The sequence below is a fragment of the Streptomyces sp. NPDC058741 genome, from assembly GCF_042746715.1.
Classification (GTDB): Bacteria; Actinomycetota; Actinomycetes; order Streptomycetales; family Streptomycetaceae; genus Streptomyces.
The window spans coordinates 1-17,522 of record NZ_JBHYQH010000073.1 but is presented as its reverse complement, the minus strand read 5'-3'; the positions used below and the strand labels follow the sequence as shown (position 1 = coordinate 17,522).

General features: G+C 74.9%; 17 protein-coding genes. 11 read left to right on the top strand and 6 right to left on the bottom strand.

Features of this window, described 5'->3' with window-relative positions; all coding sequences use genetic code 11:
* Positions 1 to 496 precede the first annotated feature (496 nt).
* A complete protein-coding gene (locus ACFW6P_RS31210) occupies positions 497 to 982 on the bottom strand; it encodes an SRPBCC domain-containing protein (RefSeq protein ID WP_386347762.1) in 486 nt (161 codons plus the stop codon).
* A complete protein-coding gene (locus ACFW6P_RS31205; RefSeq protein WP_386425639.1) occupies positions 979 to 1,371 on the bottom strand; it encodes an ArsR/SmtB family transcription factor in 393 nt (130 codons plus the stop codon). The genes ACFW6P_RS31210 and ACFW6P_RS31205 overlap by 4 nt, the downstream gene beginning before the upstream one ends.
* 80 nt (positions 1,372 to 1,451) lie before the next feature.
* Between ACFW6P_RS31205 and ACFW6P_RS31200 the strand changes: the two genes are divergently transcribed.
* From ACFW6P_RS31200 to ACFW6P_RS31175, 6 genes are all read left to right on the top strand, one after another.
* The gene (locus ACFW6P_RS31200; protein WP_386347756.1) at positions 1,452 to 2,972 is read left to right on the top strand and encodes an FAD-dependent oxidoreductase; all 1,521 of its coding nucleotides are present in this window, start codon (positions 1,452 to 1,454) and stop codon (positions 2,970 to 2,972) included.
* Between the two features lie 36 nt (positions 2,973 to 3,008).
* On the top strand, positions 3,009 to 3,188 hold the full coding sequence (locus tag ACFW6P_RS31195; RefSeq protein ID WP_386347753.1) for a hypothetical protein: 180 nt from the start codon (positions 3,009 to 3,011) through the stop codon (positions 3,186 to 3,188).
* Positions 3,189 to 3,258: 70 nt separating this feature from the next.
* On the top strand, positions 3,259 to 3,978 hold the full coding sequence (locus tag ACFW6P_RS31190) for an aminoacyl-tRNA hydrolase (protein ID WP_386425637.1): 720 nt from the start codon (positions 3,259 to 3,261) through the stop codon (positions 3,976 to 3,978).
* Between the two features lie 114 nt (positions 3,979 to 4,092).
* A complete protein-coding gene (locus tag ACFW6P_RS31185) occupies positions 4,093 to 4,539 on the top strand; it encodes a hypothetical protein (protein WP_386425635.1) in 447 nt (148 codons plus the stop codon).
* Positions 4,540 to 4,656: 117 nt separating this feature from the next.
* Complete coding sequence (locus tag ACFW6P_RS31180) at positions 4,657 to 6,219, top strand: DUF692 domain-containing protein (RefSeq protein ID WP_386425632.1); 1,563 nt, start codon at positions 4,657 to 4,659, stop codon at positions 6,217 to 6,219.
* A gap of 430 nt (positions 6,220 to 6,649) precedes the next feature.
* The gene (locus ACFW6P_RS31175) at positions 6,650 to 8,296 is read left to right on the top strand and encodes an alpha/beta hydrolase (protein ID WP_386425629.1); all 1,647 of its coding nucleotides are present in this window, start codon (positions 6,650 to 6,652) and stop codon (positions 8,294 to 8,296) included.
* On the opposite strand, the gene hemQ is transcribed toward ACFW6P_RS31175, so the two are convergent.
* Together hemQ and hemG are read right to left on the bottom strand one after the other, a co-directional pair.
* Positions 8,297 to 9,028, bottom strand: coding sequence for a hydrogen peroxide-dependent heme synthase (hemQ, locus tag ACFW6P_RS31170; RefSeq protein ID WP_386347740.1), 732 nt, complete (start codon positions 9,026 to 9,028; stop codon positions 8,297 to 8,299).
* A 4-nt stretch (positions 9,029 to 9,032) separates the two neighbouring features.
* Positions 9,033 to 10,493, bottom strand: a complete 1,461-nt coding sequence (gene hemG / locus ACFW6P_RS31165; protein WP_386347737.1) for a protoporphyrinogen oxidase — start codon at positions 10,491 to 10,493, stop codon at positions 9,033 to 9,035.
* A gap of 160 nt (positions 10,494 to 10,653) precedes the next feature.
* Here hemG and ACFW6P_RS31160 point away from each other — a divergent pair, with 160 nt between their 5' ends.
* Together ACFW6P_RS31160 and ACFW6P_RS31155 are read left to right on the top strand one after the other, a co-directional pair.
* Positions 10,654 to 11,643 (top strand): DUF4349 domain-containing protein, encoded by a 990-nt coding sequence (locus tag ACFW6P_RS31160; protein WP_386347734.1) that lies wholly within the window; start codon positions 10,654 to 10,656, stop codon positions 11,641 to 11,643.
* A gap of 27 nt (positions 11,644 to 11,670) precedes the next feature.
* On the top strand, positions 11,671 to 13,062 hold the full coding sequence (locus ACFW6P_RS31155) for an FAD-dependent oxidoreductase (RefSeq protein WP_386425627.1): 1,392 nt from the start codon (positions 11,671 to 11,673) through the stop codon (positions 13,060 to 13,062).
* A 111-nt stretch (positions 13,063 to 13,173) separates the two neighbouring features.
* Here ACFW6P_RS31155 and ACFW6P_RS31150 read toward each other — a convergent pair whose 3' ends face one another.
* The gene (locus tag ACFW6P_RS31150; protein WP_386347728.1) at positions 13,174 to 13,503 is read right to left on the bottom strand and encodes a hypothetical protein; all 330 of its coding nucleotides are present in this window, start codon (positions 13,501 to 13,503) and stop codon (positions 13,174 to 13,176) included.
* A 134-nt stretch (positions 13,504 to 13,637) separates the two neighbouring features.
* On the opposite strand from ACFW6P_RS31150, the gene ACFW6P_RS31145 reads away from it, so the two are divergent.
* Entirely contained in the window at positions 13,638 to 14,456 is an 819-nt protein-coding gene (locus tag ACFW6P_RS31145) for a rhomboid family intramembrane serine protease (RefSeq protein WP_386425624.1), read from the top strand.
* Between the two features lie 42 nt (positions 14,457 to 14,498).
* Here the strand turns inward: ACFW6P_RS31145 and hemE are convergent, their stop codons facing one another.
* On the bottom strand, positions 14,499 to 15,566 hold the full coding sequence (hemE, locus tag ACFW6P_RS31140) for a uroporphyrinogen decarboxylase (protein WP_386347723.1): 1,068 nt from the start codon (positions 15,564 to 15,566) through the stop codon (positions 14,499 to 14,501).
* A gap of 101 nt (positions 15,567 to 15,667) precedes the next feature.
* On the opposite strand from hemE, the gene ACFW6P_RS31135 reads away from it, so the two are divergent.
* Both ACFW6P_RS31135 and ACFW6P_RS31130 read left to right on the top strand, forming a co-directional pair.
* Positions 15,668 to 16,342 (top strand): DUF3000 domain-containing protein, encoded by a 675-nt coding sequence (locus ACFW6P_RS31135; RefSeq protein ID WP_386347720.1) that lies wholly within the window; start codon positions 15,668 to 15,670, stop codon positions 16,340 to 16,342.
* A gap of 332 nt (positions 16,343 to 16,674) precedes the next feature.
* Positions 16,675 to 17,337, top strand: coding sequence for a response regulator transcription factor (locus ACFW6P_RS31130; protein ID WP_003993737.1), 663 nt, complete (start codon positions 16,675 to 16,677; stop codon positions 17,335 to 17,337).
* Positions 17,338 to 17,522 lie beyond the last annotated feature (185 nt).

Below are 17,522 nucleotides of genomic sequence, written 5' to 3'. Positions count from 1 at the left end.
CCACGGCCCCGTCCCCGGCGGGGTACCGCGCGGTACCCCGCCGGGGACGGGAAGACGGACGGACGGGACGAGAGGGGGCCCGGTGACACGGAAGGCTCCCCTCGCGGCAGCGGTTGCGCCTGCCCGCCGGTGAGCCGGGGCCTGTACCGCTGCGACGCGGCAGCCGCGCCCGCCGGACCGGGAGGCCTGCGCGCTCGCCCTGGAACGCTGCGGCGCCCCGTACGCGCCCTGGTGCCCCGCACGCGCCCTGGTACTTGATCCGGCCGGCCACGAGCGGGAACCCCCCGTGGGCGGTCGGCGCGCTCCTCCTGGAGTCCGGAGGAGCCCGATCCGCGGTGCCCGGAGGCGGACCACGACGAGGCGGAGTGCCGCCGGCGGTGCCCGGTCGGTCCCGGCCCAGGTCGGTCCCGGCCGGTCCAGGCCGGGCCAGGTCGGTCCCGGCCGGCCCAGGTCGGTCCCGGCCGGGCCCCGGCTGCGGGGCCCGGCGCGGAGGCGGTCAGGCGGCCAGCACGGCGTCGATCTGGCCGACGGCCTCCTTCAGGCCCTCCTCCATGCCCATGGCGACCATCTGCTCCATCTGCTCGCGGGAGTCGAACAGGGAGCGCATCTCCATGCGGGTGCCGCCGCCGTGCTCGCTCAGGCGCACCGTGACGGACATCGTCGGCATGTCGTCCTTGGGCTTGCCGTCGTCGTCGGCGAAGCCGTCGGTGAACTCCAGGGACGTCGGCTCGGCGACGGAGGTGATCCGCCACCAGCCGTGGTGCCGGTCGCCCTCCGGGCCGGTCATGACGTAGGCGACCTCGCCGCCGGGCGTCAGGTCGTGCTCCTCCACGGTCGCCGGGTAGGCCGGCGGGCCCCACCAGCGCTCCAGCTGCCGCGGGTCGGCCCACAGCCGCCACACCCGCTCCACGGGCGCGGCGAAGTCGGCGATCAGGGTGAGGGTGAGGCGGTCGAGGTCCTTCTCCACACTGGTGACACTCATCGCTCGGTTCCTTCCGTCGTGTCGTCGCCCCCGTGGGGGGCTCCGGTCTCGGTTCCGGTGTCCTCGGCGAGCAACCGGGCCATCCGGTCCACGCGCCCGCGCCAGGCCGACTCGAGGTCGTCGAGGGCTCGGCGTGCGCGGCCCATCGCGTCGGGGTCGGTGCGCACGAGCTGCTCCCGTCCGCTGCGCTGCTTGGTGACCAGACCGGCCCGTTCCAGCACCGCGACGTGCTTCTGCACCGCCGCGAAGCTCATCGGATAGGCCGCGGCCAGCCGCGACACCGACAGCTCCCCGCGCACGCAGCGGCGCAGTATGTCCCGGCGCGTGGTGTCGGCCAGGGCGTGGAACAGCCGGTCCACCGTCTCGTCACCCAGCTCTTCTACAACCATTTGGTTGTACGTTAGCCCGGTCGGCTCCTTCTGTAAAGCGCCCGCCACTGAAGCGGGCCGACCGGGGTACCCGGTGGCTCATGAGCGAGAAGCAGCAGGTCGGCAGCTCGTACTGGCTCGAGACGGCACCGGACGGCCGTCATCCGCCGCTCGCCGGGGACCTCGACGTCGACGTGGCGGTCATCGGGGGCGGCATCGCCGGACTGTGCACGGCGTGGGAACTGACCCGGGCCGGACGGAGCGTGGCGGTACTGGAGGCCGGGCGGGTCGCGGCCGGGGTCACCGGGCACACCACCGCCAAGGTCACCGCACTGCACTCCCTCGTCTACGACAAGGTGCGCCGCACCCGGGGCCCCGAGGGCGCGGCGCTGTACGCCCGCTCCCAGTCCGAGGCGATCGAGCGGGCCGCCGGGATCGCCGAGGAGCTCGGCGTCGACTGCGACTGGGAGACGAGGGACGCGTACACGTACGCGCGCGACGAGGGCAAGGTCGAGGAACTGCGGGCCGAGGCCAGGGCGGCGGCCGAGGCCGGGCTGCCCGCCTCGTTCGTGACGGACACCGGGCTGCCCTTCGAGGTGGCGGGCGCGGTCCGGGTCACCGGCCAGGCCCAGTTCCACCCGCGCACGTACCTGCTGGCCCTCGCCGCCGACCTGGTCGGGCGCGGCGGCCGGATCTTCGAGGACACCACCGTCACCGGGCTGGACGAGGGCGAACCGTGCCGGCTGTCCACGACGACCGGGGCGACGGTCCGGGCCCGGGACGTCGTCGTCGCCACGCACTACCCGATCTTCGACCGCGCCCTGCTCTTCACCCGCCTCACCCCGCGCCGGGAACTGGTCGTGGCCGGGACGATCCCCGCGGAGCAGGACCCGGACGGCATGTTCATCACGCCCGACGAGGGCACCCGCTCGGTACGCACGGCGCCCCACGCGAGCGAGGGCCGGCGCCTGCTCATCGTCACCGGCGAGCACTTCACGCCCGGCACCGGCGATCCGCGGGCCCGCTTCGAGCGCCTCACCGCCTGGGCCACCGAACACTTCCCGGACCTGGAGCCGACGCACCGCTGGGCCACGCAGGACATCGACCCCACGGACACCGTGCCGATGGTCGGCCCGCTGCACCAGGGCGCCCGGCACGCGTACGTGGCAACCGGGTTCGGCGGATGGGGCATGAGCGGCGGCATGATGGCGGGCCGTCTCCTCAGCGCGCAGATCACCGGCGAGGAGTGCGAGTGGAGCGGGCTGTACGACCCGCGGCGGCTGAAGCCGGCCGTACGGGAGGCGCCGTCGTTCCTCAAGACGCAGGCCAAGGTCGCCGGGCACTTCGTGGGCGACCGGCTGCGGCCCTCCCCGCCGGTGGAGTCGCTGCCGCCCGGCGAGGGCGCCGTGGTCCGCGCCCACGGCCACCGCGTCGCCGTGTTCCGGGACGACGACGGGGCCCTGCACGCCGTCTCCGCCCGCTGCACGCATCTGGGCTGCCTGGTCGACTTCAACGCCGCCGAGCGCGCCTGGGAGTGCCCCTGCCACGGCTCCCGCTTCGACACCGACGGCAAGGTGATCCAGGGCCCGGCGACCAAGCCGCTGGAGCGGCGGGACATCTGACGGCCGGATGACGCCCGGCCGTCCTACGCTGGGGAGATGAGCGACGACGACTACTGCCTGATCGACGCGACCAGGCCTCCGAAGGCCGACGGGCCGCCGTACGCGGAGTGCGTGCTGTGCCGGGAGCCGACGGAGTACCCGGAGTCGTACAAGGGCGTCACCCTGTGCCCTGTCTGCGAGTGGCAGGAGGCGCAGCGCACCGCCTGTTCGGGGTGACCCGCCGGGGTGCGGCCGCCTCCTGCCGCGCCCCGGCCCGCACGATCTTCCGGCTGGCACACTGGGACGCGTGAGCGAAGACCCGACGCCCGTGAGCGACAGCCCCTTCCGGTCCGACCCCTCGGCGCGCGACGCGGCGCCGCAGTTCGTGCTGCCGCTGGTCGTGCGGATCGAGCGGGCGGACCCGCCGGGGCGCACGGACGCGCTGGAGACGGCCGCCCGTGCCGTGCTGACGATCCTCGGCGACGAGCGGTCGGTGGGCGACGGCGCGTGGGCGACGGCCATGCGGGACTGGCAGGACGCCCGGATCCGCAAGGTGGTGCGGCGGGCCCGCGGCGCCGAGTGGCGGCGGGCCGGGGCGCTGCCCGGGATCACCGTCACCGGCAACTCGGCCGAGGTGCGGGTCTTCCCGCCCGTTCCGCTGGACGGCTGGCCCAAGGACCTGGCCCGGCTCCAGGTCTCCGGCACCGACCTGGACGACCCGGAACCGCCGGTCGACGCCGGCCCGGCCGCGCCCGTGCTGTGGCTGAACCCCGGCCTCGGCATGTCGGCCGGCAAGGCGATGGCCCAGGCGGGCCACGCCGCCCAGCTGGCCTGGTGGGAGCTGTCCGGCGCGGAGCGGGCCGCCTGGCGCGACGCGGGCTTCCCGCTCTCGGTGCGCACGGCCGACCCGGCGCGCTGGTCCGAACTGACCGCGAGCGGGCTGCCGTTGGTCCGGGACGCCGGCTTCACGGAGATCGCGCCCGGCTCGTGCACGGTGGTCGCCGATCACCCGGCGCTGCGCCGCTAGGCACCGGTCGGGGCGGACGCTCACCGGCCACCCGTTCGGAGCAGCCGCGGGCGCGGCGGGGGCGGACGGGTGCTCCAGTGGGGTTACCGGACGACCCCGACCCAGGAGGCAGCCATGACCAGCGCCGCGCCCCCTCCCCCCGCTCCGCCCGCGCCCGGCGGGCCCGGCTCCGGCGGTACAGGCGACGCCTGGGCGGCCGGGGGACTCGCCCTCGGCGGCACCCTGATGATCGTCTACGGCCTCTTCGGGGTGCTGCAGGGCATCGCGGCCATCGCCGACGACGAGGTGTACACGAGCTTCGGCGACTACGTCTTCGCGTTCGACCTGACCGCGTGGGGCTGGATCCACCTGATCGTCGGGGTGCTGGTGGTGGCGGCCGGGTTCGGCCTGTTCACCGGGGCCCCGTGGGCCCGTGCCGCGGGTGCGGTCGTGGTCGGTCTGGCACTGATCGCGAACTTCATGTGGCTGCCGTACCAGCCGTTCTGGTCGATCATCATGATCGTGACCGGTCTGTTCGTCCTCTGGTCGGTGTTCAACTACCGTTCGCCCCAACCGAGGTAGCCGAAGCGCCGAACCTCAAATGTTCCTCTGAAGCCGGGCCGGGCGGGGTTGGCCGCCGGACGGCTGGGCCATACCCCCCTCACGTTCGAGGAGACGGACGGGCGGAGGAGGGGGACGATGGAGCGACTGGGGACGGGCATCGGGTGGCGGCCGGAGATCGCGGACGCCGTGGAGCGCATGCCCGGGATCGACTGGGTCGAGGTCGTGGCCGAGAACGTCTGCCCCGGGCATCCGCCCGAGTCGCTGCGGCGGCTGCGCGAGCGCGGCGTCACCGTCGTGCCGCACGGCGTCTCCCTGGGACTCGGGGGCGCGGACCGGCCCGACGAGGGCCGGCTGGCCGCGCTGGCCGAGCGGGTGGAGGCGCTCGGTTCGCCGCTGGTCACCGAGCACATCGCGTTCGTGCGGGCGGGCGGTGCCCTGACGGCGTCGCCGCGCCTGGAGGCGGGCCATCTGCTGCCCGTCCCCCGCACGCGGGACGCTCTCGGCGTGCTCTGCGAGAACGTGCGCATCGCGCAGCGGGCGCTGCCGGTGCCGCTGGCCGTCGAGAACATCGCCGCGCTGTTCTCCTGGCCCGGCGAGGAGATGACGGAGGGACAGTTCCTGTACGAGCTGGCCGACCGCACGGGCGTCCGGCTGCTCGTCGACGTGGCCAACCTGCACACCAACCACGTCAACCGCGGCGAGGACCCCGCGAAGGCCCTCGCCGAGCTCCCTCTGGAGGCCGTCGCCTACGTCCATGTCGCCGGCGGCTCCGAACGGGACGGCGTCTGGCACGACAGCCACGCCCACCCGGTCCCCCGGCCGGTCCTGGACGTGCTGACCGACCTGGCCTCCCGGGTGTCCCCGCCGGGCGTCCTGCTGGAACGGGACGAGAACTTCCCCGAACCGGCGGAGCTGGAGGGCGAGCTGGCCGCGATCCGCCGGGCTGTGGAGGCCGGGGCGGTGGAGCGGGTGAAGACCGGGCTGCGCGCGGCCGGACGCGCGGCCGGAAGCGCGGCCGCGCTGCGGGCGGGGACCGGGCGCGGCCGCCCGGACCCGGCGCGCGACGACGCGGCCTCCCGGGGAACGGCCGGGCGGTCGGAGCCCGGCGCGGAGCCGGCGGACGGGCGCCGGAGCGAGACCCGCGGCGACGGCGGCGGGCTGCCCGCCGAGGGCGGTGCCCCTTCGCGGGACGAGGAGACCGGGGCGGCCGAGGCGACACGGGGCGCCTTCGGCCTGCCCCACCCCGGGTGCGCCGAGGAAGTGCGGCAGCGGCTGGGGCTCGCGCAGGCCGCGCTGTTGTCGGCCCTGGTCGCGGGGACACCGCCGCCCGAGGGGTTCGACCGGGTGCGGCTCGGGGTGCAGGCGCGGGCGCTGGCCGCCAAACGGGCGGACGTCGTGGCGAAGGTCGCGCCCGAGCTGCCGGCGATCCTCGGGCGGGAGTACCGTGCGGCCTTCCTCGGGTACGCCCAGGTCCGGCCGATGACCGGCGGCTACCGGCGCGACGCCCTCACCTTCGCCGAGCACCTGCTGAACGGGGCGGGACCCGCGGACGCCGTCGCCCGGCGGGAGCTGCGCGAGTGGTGGCTGGAGCGGTCGGGCCCCGCTCCCCGCTCCCGACCCGCCCGCCGGCTGGCCCGCGCCACGCGCAGGGTGCTGCTGTCCCGCACGACGCGCAGGGTGCTGCTGCGGCGCGACTGATCCGGCGCCGCCCCGGGGCCGATCGCCCCACCTTGCTCCCTTTGCAATCCTTCGCCCCTGTACGGCAGTTGACGCAAACCACGCAGTAACATGTCAACCCCGCACCGAAGCGCACTGGGCGTGCGGTGCCGTACCAGGAGGCACCACCATGCGACCGCGACCCCCTGTGAAGGGCCGAGGCATCCGCCGGCCCGGAGCGCGGACGGCACCGCCGACGACGGCACCCACCTCACGTCGCTGGCCGTGCGGGGAGTGAGCGCGATCGGCGAGCCCGACCTGCGCACCGCGTTCACGCACCGCGAAGGGCACGACCGACCGGCCGGGGGCGCACCGGGTCTTCCGGGGCCGACACCGGCGGACGGTCCTTGCCTTCCCCGGCCCGCGCACGAAACATCCCTTGCGTCACCACCGCGCGCCGAAGGGACACCCGATGAGAGCCGCCGCCCTGCTCTGCTCGGCTGCGGGGTCCCTGCTGCTGAGCAGCCTCGCCCCGGCCCCGGACGCCGAGGACCGCACGGAGGCGGCCCTGATGCGCGGCACCGCGGTGGCCGCCGCGCGTGCCCGGGCCGCCGGCGTCGACTTCGGCCCGTGCCCCGACGCGCAGGACCTGCCCGGCAGCATGCGGTGCGGCACGGTGAGCGTCCCGCTGGACTACGCCCGCCCGGACGGCGAGCAGATCCGGCTGACCGTCAGCAGGGCCCGGGCCACGCGCAAGGACCCGCGCAGCGGCGGGCGCGAGGTCCACCGGCAGGGCGCCCTGGTCCACAACCCCGGCGGTCCCGGGGCCAACGGGCTGTACTTCCCGCTCATCGGCCTGCTCCCCGAGTGGAAGCGGATCGCCGCCGCCTACGACCTCGTCGGTTACGCCCCGCGCGGGGTGGGCCCCTCCGCGCCGCTGTCGTGCAAGGACCCGAAGCAGTTCTTCCAGGGGCCCTCGCTGGCGCCCACGCACCCCTCGGAGGCGTACAAGAGGGAGCGCGTCGCGCGGGCGAAGGCGTACGCGCGGGGCTGCGCCGAACGGGCCGGCGGGGCGCTGCGGCACTACCACTCGCTCAACAACGCCCGCGACCTCGACGTGGTGCGCGCCGCGCTCGGCGAGGAGCGGCTGACGTTCCTGGGCTCGTCGTACGGCACGTACTTCGGCGCCGTGTACGCGACGCTGTTCCCGTCGCACGTGCGGCGGATGGTGTTCGACTCGGTGGTCGACCCCCACCCGGGACGGATCTGGTACCGCAACAACCTCGCCCGGTCGGCCGCGTTCGAGAGCCGCTGGCGGGACGTGAAGGAGTGGATCGCCCGCCACCACGGCGTGTACGGGCTGGGCAGGACCGCCCCGGAGGTGCAGCGCGGCTACGAGCGGGCGAGCGCACGGCTGGCGGCCGCACCGGCGGGCGGGAAGGTCGGCCCCGCACAGTTGCGGTCGGCGTTCCTGCAGGCGGGCTACTACGACGACCAGTGGCCGCACCGGGCGCACGCGCTGTCGGCGTACCTCAAGGGCGATCCCGGCCCGCTGGTCGAGCAGGCGCAGCAGTACCCGGAGGCGGCCGTCGAGGCGGAGAACGCGCGGGCGGTGTACGTGGCCGTGGAGTGCAACGACGCCCCCTGGCCCACCGACTGGACGGTGTGGGACCGGGACAACACGCGGCTCGCACGGGTGGCGCCCTTCGAGACCTGGGACAACGTCTGGGCGAACCTGCCCTGCGCCTTCTGGCCGGCGCCCCGGCAGAAGCCGCTCGACGTCGGCGCCGGGCCGGGCGAGCTGCCCCCGACGCTGATCCTGGCCGCCGAGCGCGACGCGGCCACGCCGTACGCCGGCGCCCTGGAGCTGCGCGACCGGCTGCACGGCTCGGTGCTGGTGACCGAACGCAACGCCGGGGCGCACGGCCTCGCGGGCGGGCCGAACGCCTGCGTCAACGGTCACCTGGAGGCGTACCTCCTGGAGGGGAGGCTGCCGGGCCGGCGTGCGGACTGCGCGCCGCACGCCGAGCCGAAGCCGTACGCCCCGGCGGAGCCGGCTCCGGGGGAAGAGCGCCCCGCGGCCCCGGGTGTGGCCGGGGCCGCGGGGGCCGTCGGCTGATCAGGCGAGCTCCGCGACCAGTTCGGCGACGTCCTTGCGGCGGCCCGTGTAGAACGGGATCTCCTCGCGCACGTGCATCCGGGCCTCCGAGCCACGCAGGTGGCGCATGAGGTCGACGATGCGGTACAGCTCGTCGGCCTCGAAGGCGAGGATCCACTCGTAGTCGCCGAGGGAGAACGAGGCGACCGTGTTGGCCCGCACGTCCGGGAAGCCGCGGGCCATCTTGCCGTGGTCGGCGAGCATGCGGCGGCGGTCCTCGTCGGGCAGCAGGTACCAGTCGTAGGAGCGCACGAAGGGGTAGACGCTCACATAGGCGCGGGGCGTCTCGTCGGCGAGGAACGCCGGGATGTGCGAGCGGTTGAACTCGGCGGGGCGGTGCAGCGCCATGTTCGACCAGACCGGCTCCAGCGCGCGGCCCAGCCTGGTGCGGCGGAAGAGGTTGTACGCCTCCTGCAGCGCGTCACTGGTCTCCGCGTGCCACCAGATCATCACGTCGGCGTCGGCGCGCAGGCCCGAGAGGTCGTACGTGCCGCGGATGGTCACGTCCTTGGCGGCGAGCTGGTCGAACAGCTCCTGGACCTCGTCGGCGTACCCGGCGCGGTCCTCGGGGAGCACGTCCTTCAGCTTGAAGACGGACCAGAGCGTGTAGCGGATGACCTCGTTGAGGTCCTTGGCCAGCTTGCCCTTGTTCGGGACCCTGCCGGACTCGGGGGTAGGGGCGTCGTTGCTCATGTCCCTATTCTCCCGCTCCGCCGTGCAGGCTCTGCACCGGGTGGGCGGTGAGCTCCTGCACACCCCGCAGGTCGCCCCGGACCTGGTCCGCGGCCGCGTAGGCGCTCGCGATGCAGGCCGGGATGCCGACGCCGTCGTACGCGGCGCCGCAGACGGCGAGCCCGGGGAGCCGGGCGACGTGCTCGCGGACGCGGGCCACGCGCGCGTGGTGACCCACCGGGTACTGGGGCAGGCCGCCGTCCCAGCGGGTGACGCGGGTGGCGACGGGGGCGGCGTCCAGGCCGGTGGCCGCCTTCAGGTCGTGCCGGGAGACCTCCACCAGCCCGGCGTCGTCCCGCTGGAGGATCTCCGTCTCGCCGTAGCGGCCGACGGAGGTGCGCAGGACGGCCAGGTCCGGGTTCTCCTCGGCGATCCAGCCCCACTTCCGGGAGGCGAACGTCGAGGCCTTGATGGTGCGTCCGTCGACCGGCGGGACGAGGAAGCCGCTGCCCTCGGGCAGGGCGATCTCCGCGCGCCGGTAGGCGAGCGTGACCAGGGCCATGGAGGCGTACTCGACGGTGTCCAGCTCGGCGGCGGCCCCGGGGCTCTCGGCGCGCAGGAGCCGGGCGGCGGCGGGGGCGGGGACGGCGACGACCACGGCGTCCGCCCGCCACTCCCGGTCCGCGGACGCGACCCGCCAGCCGCCCTCCGGGACGCGGCGCAGCTCCGTCACCGGCGTTCCCGTGAGGATCTCGCCCCCACGCGCCCGGACCGACTCGGCCACCGCGAGCGGCAGCGTGCCCACGCCGCCCCGGATGCCCGTGAAGACCGGGCCGGTCTGCTGTGCGGCGGCGGCCGCGGCCTGGATCGCGCGGACGCCCTCCGTCAGGGACGCGTGGGTGCGGGCGGCCTCGAAGAGCTGCGGGACGGCCGAGCGCAGGGAGATGCGGTAGGCGTCGCCCGCGTAGACACCGCCCAGCAGGGGCTCCACCAGGCGGTCGACGACCTCGCGGCCGAGGCGCTCGGCCACGTACGCCCCGACGGCCACGTCGTCGCCGATCTCCGAGCGGGGCAGCTCGGCGTCCCGGTCGATGCGGGCCAGGCCCTCGTCGGACAGCACGCCGGACAGGGCGGCGGAGGTGCCGGGCACCCCCATGACGTGCCCCTTCGGCATGGGGCGCAGGGCGCCGCGGGTCCAGATCGAGGCCGTGGCGGTGGCCGGCGGCTGGAGGCGGTCGGCGAGGCCCGCCTCCCGGGCTAGCTCCACCGCCTCGGGGCGGCGGGCCAGCATCGACTCGGCACCGAGGTCCACGCGCGCGCCCGCGATCTGCCCGGGCAGCAGCTTGCCGCCGACCCGGTCCGAGGCCTCCAGCACGGTCACCCGCGCCCCGCCGCGCAGCAGCCGGTGCGCGGCGGCCAGCCCCGCGACACCCGCCCCGATGACGACGACCTGCCCCGTGCCCGCACGGGCTTGTACTTCGCGCATGACCCCAGCCTCTCAGACCCTCCCGACCGCGCCGCCCCGCGCCCCGGTGTCCTGCGCGAGTCCCGACCGTGACCGCATCGGAACCGTCCCGGGCCGAACGCCGCGGGGCCGTCCGGGCGTCGAAGAGACGTCAGCCGAACCGAACCCGGGGGATGCCCGCATGCACACACGACGACCTGTCCCGGCCCTGGCCGCCCTCCTGCTGGCCGCGGCTCTCGCCCTCACCGGATGCGGCGCCGACGACGACTCCGGAGACACCGCGGCCTCCGACCGCGGGGCCGCCGCGCCCCGGGCGGACGACAGGTCCGGGGCGCAGGAGGCCGCCCCCGAAGGCGCCGGGGCCGGGGCCGCGAGCGGGGCACGGGCGACCGCCCCGCCCCGGCTCGCCCCGGACCACATCATCCGTACGGCCTCGCTGACCGTGCAGGTGAAGGACGTCCCCGAGTCCCTGGCCGAGGCCCGCGCCGCCACCGAGAACGCGGGCGGCTACCTCGCCGACGAGACCACCACCCGCGACGACGAGGGCCACGAGCGCACCCGGGCCGTGCTGCGCGTGCCGGTGGCCGAGTACGACGAGGTCCTCACCGGCCTGGAGGGCGCGGGCAAGCTCCTCGACCGCAGCGTGAAGGCCGAGGACGTCACCGGCCAGGTCGTCGACGTGGAGAGCCGGATCGCGTCGCAGCGGGCCAGCGTGGCCCGGGTCCGTGAGCTGATGGACCGGGCCACCGAGCTCAGCGACGTGGTGACCCTGGAGGGCGAGTTGAGCACGCGCCAGGCCGATCTGGAGGCGCTGCTCGCCCGGCAGAAGTCCCTGAAGGACCGTACGAGCCTCGCCACGATCACCCTGTCGCTGTCCGAGACCCCGGTGAAGCGGGCCGGGAAGGACGAGGACCCCGGCTTCCTGGACGCGCTCGCGGGCGGCTGGAACGCGTTCCTGACGATGCTGCGCTGGCTCGCCGTGGCCCTCGGCGCGGTCCTGCCGTTCGCGGCGGTGGCGGCCCTGCTCGCGCTGCTGTGGCTGCGCGTCGTACGCCCCCGCCTCCCGCGCCGCCCGCGCCCCGCACCCGCGCCGGTCACGACCGGCTCGCTGCCGAGGGCCCGTCCGGTGACCGAGGCGCACTCCCGGGAACCGGGCGGCGCGCAGGACTGAGATGCCGGGCTCCCGTAGCGTGTGCGCATGAGCATGAGCCGTACGCGCGGGGAGCGACTGGTCGTGATCGGCGGTGACGCCGCGGGCATGTCCGCGGCGTCGCAGGCCCGTCGGCTGAAGGGGCCCGGCGAACTGGAGATCGTGGCGTTCGAACGGGGGCACTTCACGTCGTACTCGGCGTGCGGCATCCCGTACTGGGTGGGCGGCGACGTCACCGACCGGGACCGGCTGATCGCCCGGACGCCCGAGGAGCACCGCGCGCGGGACATCGGCCTGCGGCTGCGCACCGAGGTCACCGAGCTCGACCTGGACGGGCAGCGGGTCCGCGCGCGGGACGTCGACTCCGGTGAGGAGTCCTGGACGCCGTACGACAAGCTGGTGATCGCGACCGGCGCGCGGCCGATCCGGCCGGACCTGCCCGGCGCCGGCGCCGCCGGGGTGCACGGCGTGCAGACGCTGGACGACGGGCAGGCGCTGCTCGACACGCTGGGGAGCACGCGCGGGCGGCGCGCGGTGGTGGTGGGGGCCGGGTACATCGGCGTGGAGATGGCCGAGGCGCTGATCAACCGCGGCTACGAGGTGACGGTCGTCAACCGCGGCAGCGAGCCCATGTCCACCCTCGACCCCGACATGGGGCGCCTGGTGCACGAGGCCATGGAGGGCCTGGGCATCACGATGGTGAACGACGCCGAGGTCACCGGGATCCTCACGGGCGAGGGGGGCCGGGTCCGGGCGGTGGCCGCCGGGGACCGCGAGTTCCCGGCGGACGTCGTCGTGCTCGGCATCGGCGTACGCCCCGAGACGACGCTCGCGCGGGCGGCCGGTCTCCCGCTCGGCGCGCACGGCGGGCTGCTCACGGACCGTTCGATGCGGGTGCGCGGCCACGGGAACGTCTGGGCCGGCGGCGACTGCGTCGAGGTCCTGGACCTCGTCTCCGGCCAGGAGCGGCACATCCCGCTCGGCACCCACGCCAACAAGCACGGCCAGGTCATCGGCACCAACGCCGGCGGCGGCTACGCCACGTTCCCCGGCGTGGTCGGCACGGCGGTCAGCAAGGTGTGCGACCTGGAGATCGCGCGCACGGGCCTGCGCGAGAAGGACGCCCACCGGGTGGGCCTGCGCTTCGAGGCGGTCACCATCGAGTCGACCAGCCGCGCGGGCTACTACCCGAACGCCTCCCCCATGACGGTCAAGATGCTCGCCGAACTGCGCACGGGCCGCCTCCTCGGCGTCCAGATCGTCGGCCGGGAGGGTGCGGGCAAGCGCGTCGACGTCGCGGCCGTCGCCCTCACCGCGGGCATGACGGTGGAGCAGATGACCGCGCTGGACCTCGGTTACGCCCCGCCCTTCTCCCCGGTCTGGGACCCGGTCCTGGTGGCGGCCCGCAAGGCGACGGCCAAGGTCCGCGGCGCCTCGTGACGAGCCCCCGCGTCACACCCCGCAGACGCGGGGACCTCGCGACGAGCCACCAGGGACCCGCTCCCGCCGAACCCCGCGCCTCCACGGCGCTCACACCCGGGGCGCCACGCGCTACGCCGTCCCCGCCGAACCGTTGATCCGGTCGATCGCCTGCCGCGCCTGCTCGGCCGGCCGGGACGGCAGGGAGGACACCGACGCCGGCGCGGCCGTCACCGCGGGCGGCTGCTCCCCGGCCGGCTTCGCGTGCGCGGCGGCCCGCGACGACCGCAGCCGGTGACTCGCCGCCTCGTCCAGGGTCACGGGCCGCCGCATCTGGGACGCCAGCCGCCCCGCCTCCTGGCCGAGACGGGCCACGTCCTCCCAGGGCAGCCGCACCACCAGCGTCAGCTCCGCCTCACCGTCGGGCAGCGCGTGCAGCGGAGGAGTAACTCGGTCGTTCATCGCCTGTTCCTCACGTCGGCCTCGCGACCCGCCTTCCCCGCGCCGCGAGCGGTTGCCCACACATACGCACGCCCGGACGGCCGCGTTCACCGGCCTCACCGATTCGCCCGCGGCACCCCGGGCACCTGTGTGATGTGGTCATCCCCGTTCATGACGTGAACCCGGCACGGCGCACGGCCTGGGTCACGTACGCCCTGCTCGCCGCCAACGTGGTCGTCTTCCTGCTCACACCCGGCATGGCCGGCTCCCTCACGGGCGAGGCCGGCCTGGCGCAGCTGTGCCATCTCCAGGCGTTCCTGGACCAGTACGCGGCGGTGCCGCGGGAGCTGATCCACCATCAGGTGCCGCGGCTGGTGCCCACGGGCGACGTCGGGGTCGGCCCGCAGGGAGCGGGCTGCGTGGCGGGTCCGCCGCCCTACGACAAGTCGCCCGAACTGAGCGTCCTGACGGCGATGTTCCTGCACGGGGGCTGGCTGCACCTGCTGGGCAACATGCTCTTCCTGTGGATCTTCGGCAACAACGTCGAGGACCGCATGGGGCACGTGCGGTTCCTGTTCTTCTACCTGGTGTGCGGCTACGCGGCGTCCTACGGTTTCGCGCTGCTCGACGCCGACTCGGCCACCCCGCTGATCGGCGCGTCGGGGGCGATCGCCGGAGTGCTGGGCGCCTATCTCGTGCTGTATCCGAGGGCCCGGGTCTGGGTGCTGGTGCCGTTCCTGGTCTTCCTGCCGCTGCGGCTGCCGGCCTGGATCGTGCTGTGCCTGTGGTTCGTGCTGCAGGCGGTGTACTCCTCCGGCCAGGGCGTCGCCGACGCGGGCACGGTGGCGTACGCGGCGCACGTCGCGGGGTTCCTCGTCGGCATGCTCATCGCGTGGCCGCTGCGGCGGGGCACACCGCCCCCTCCGGAACCGCCCGGCATCCTGTTCGGCAGGCGGGCCCGGCCGCCGGCCTGATGACGGCGCCGGGCGGGGTGGTCTTGGGGGCCGGAGCCCAGGTCAGCGGGCCGTGTGGGTGTGGACGTACTCCACCAGCCGCGTCAGCGCGTCGGGGTCCGTGGACGGCATGACGCCGTGGCCGAGGTTGAAGACGTGGCCCTCCAGGTCCTTCGCGGACTCCAGCACCTCACGGGTCTTGGCCTCGACGGCCTCGGTCGTGGCGAACAGCACGGTGGGGTCGAGGTTGCCCTGCAGCGCCTTGCCGGGGCCGACGCGGCGGGCGGCCTCGTCCAGCGGGACGCGCCAGTCGACGCCGACGACGTCCGCACCGGCCTCGCCCATGAGGCCCAGCAGTTCGCCGGTGCCGACGCCGAAGTGGATGCGCGGGACGCCGTAGCCGGCCACGGCCTCGAAGACCTTCGCCGACGCCGGGAGCACCGAGCGCCGGTAGTCGACCGGGGCCAGCGCACCGGCCCAGGAGTCGAACAGCTGCACCGCCGAGGCACCGGCCTCGATCTGCACCTTCAGGAAGGCGGCGGTGATGTCCGCGAGGCGGTCGAGGAGGTCGGCCCACAGCGCGGGGTCGCCGTACATCATCGCCTTGGCGTTCTCGTAGGTGCGCGAGGGGCCGCCCTCGACGAGGTAGCTGGCGAGGGTGAACGGGGCGCCGGCGAAGCCGATCAGCGGGGTGGCGCCGAGCTCGCGGGTCAGCAGGCCGATGGCCTCGGTGACGTAGGAGACGTCCTCGGGTGTGAGGTCGCGCAGCTGGGCGAGGTCGGCGCGGGTGCGGATCGGGCGCTCGACGACCGGGCCGACGCCGGGCTTGATGTCGAGGTCGATGCCGATGGCCTTCAGCGGGACGACGATGTCGCTGAAGTAGATCGCCGCGTCCACGCCGTGCCGGCGCACCGGCTGCAGGGTGATCTCGGTGACCAGTTCGGGCCGCATGCAGGACTCGAGCATGCCGACGCCCTCGCGCACCTTGCGGTACTCCGGCAGCGAGCGCCCGGCCTGCCGCATGTACCACACCGGAGTGTGCGGGACGGGCTCGCGCCGGCACGCCTTGAGGAAGGCGGAGTCGTACGGGGCGGACGGCTGCTGGGCCCGGGGGGCGTCGTTGGCACTCACGGGCCAAGTTTCGCACGCCGTCCGACGGCGTGATCCAGCCCCTGGACGGGCGCGGGGTGTCTAGCCCGGCAGCCGGCCCCCGGTCCCCGTAATCTTCCCGCATGGCTGCGGCTCAGGGACGAAGGTCGGACGGCGCTGGCGGAATGGACGAAGCGAAGGACACCGGGCACAACGGGCGGGGGCAGGACGCGGCTCCGCCACCCTTCCGGGCCGCCGTCGACGCGCTGAGGACGGCGCGGCTGCGGCCCCAGATCGAGATCGAGCCGACACCCCCGCCGAAGCGGCTCGCCCCCTACAGCCACGCGCTGGAGGCGGCGGTCGTGGACGGCGACCAGGACCTGGCGGACGGCCGCCTGGTGCTGCTGCACGACCCGGCCGGGCACGACGCCTGGCGGGGCACCTTCCGGCTGGTGACGCTGGTGCGCGCGGAGCTGGAGCCGGAGATGGCGGCGGACCCGCTGCTGCCGGAGGTGTGCTGGTCCTGGCTGACCGGCGCGCTGCAGGCGCGCGGACTGACGTACGGCGAGCCGAGCGGCACGGTCACGCGGGCGAGCTCCCACTACTTCGGCGGCCTGGCCGCGCGCCCGGCGGCCTCGCAGATCGAGATCCGGGCCTCGTGGACCCCGCGTGAAGGGCCGGGCGGGGTGCCGGACGCGGCCGCGCACCTGGCGTCCTGGTGCGACCTGCTGGCCCAGGTCGCGGGGCTGCCGCCGGCCGGGCCGGGCGACGCGTCGGTCGTGACGCTGCCCCAGCGGCGAGGGCCGCAGTCCCGCTGACCCACCCTGACCGACCCCCGACCGCCCCGCGCTGACCGACCCTGCGCGGGGCGGTCAGCGCTTTCCTGCCGACGATCACACCCCGGTCCCTCTCTTGGCCGAATCACTTTGTCGATACGGCCACTTTCGAAGAGGTACCGACCCATACCGAAACCGTTCGGCCTTCGAATGATCGATCGCCCGTCCGAATTGCACGGATTGTTATCACCGATTCGTGATCATTCTCTAAAGGCGGAGCGACCTGCTGCCGAAGACGACTGTGACCTTGAAAGCACGGTTCGTCCCGGCTTCACCCCCACGAGCCGGCCCCGTCCCGCACCCCAGGAGGCCTGGTGTCCGTTCTCCTCGAGCAGCCCGCAAGCCTGGTCGCCTACCGCCCGAACAAGCCCACCGCCATGGTGGTCGTGGCCGACCCGCGCGTCCGCTCCACCGTCACCCGCCACCTGTGGGCGCTCGGTGTGCGCGATGTCATCGAGGCCTCGTCCATCGCGGAGGCTCGTCCCCGCATCGGCAACCCCCGCGACATCTGCGTCGCCGACGTCCACCTGCCCGACGGCTCCGGCCTCACCCTGCTGTCCGAGACCCGCGCCGCCGGCTGGCCCAACGGGCTCGCCCTCTCGGCCGCCGACGACATCGGCGCCGTGCGCAACGCCCTCGCCGGCGGTGTGAAGGGCTACGTCGTCACCGGCACGCGCACCAACGTCGGGCTCCCCACCCGGCCGGGCGCCGCCCCCATCGGCGCCGCCGCCGCGCGTCTGCACCGCCGCCCCCCGGGTGCCCCGAGCCACCCGGGCGGCTACCGCGAGCTGTCCGGCCGCGAGGTGGAGGTGCTGCGGCTGGTCGCGGAGGGCCAGTCGAACAAGGCGATCGGCGTCTCGATGGGCCTGTCCGCCCTGACCGTCAAGAGCCACCTCGCCCGCATCGCCCGCAAGCTCGGCACGGGCGACCGCGCCGGGATGGTGGCGGTGGCCCTGCGCACCGGAATCATCCACTGACCGGCTCCGCCACGACCCTTGTGACCACCCACGCACCCGAAAGGGGCCGGATGCCGGTCCCCCGCACCCCCTCAACGGTTCGTGAACCCGTCGCTTCCCCCGCGTGACCGGTTTACGACCCCACGGCGCCCGCCCCCCGGACCTGGGGGGGGGGGGGGGGGGGGCGACGGTGGGGTTTAAAGCAA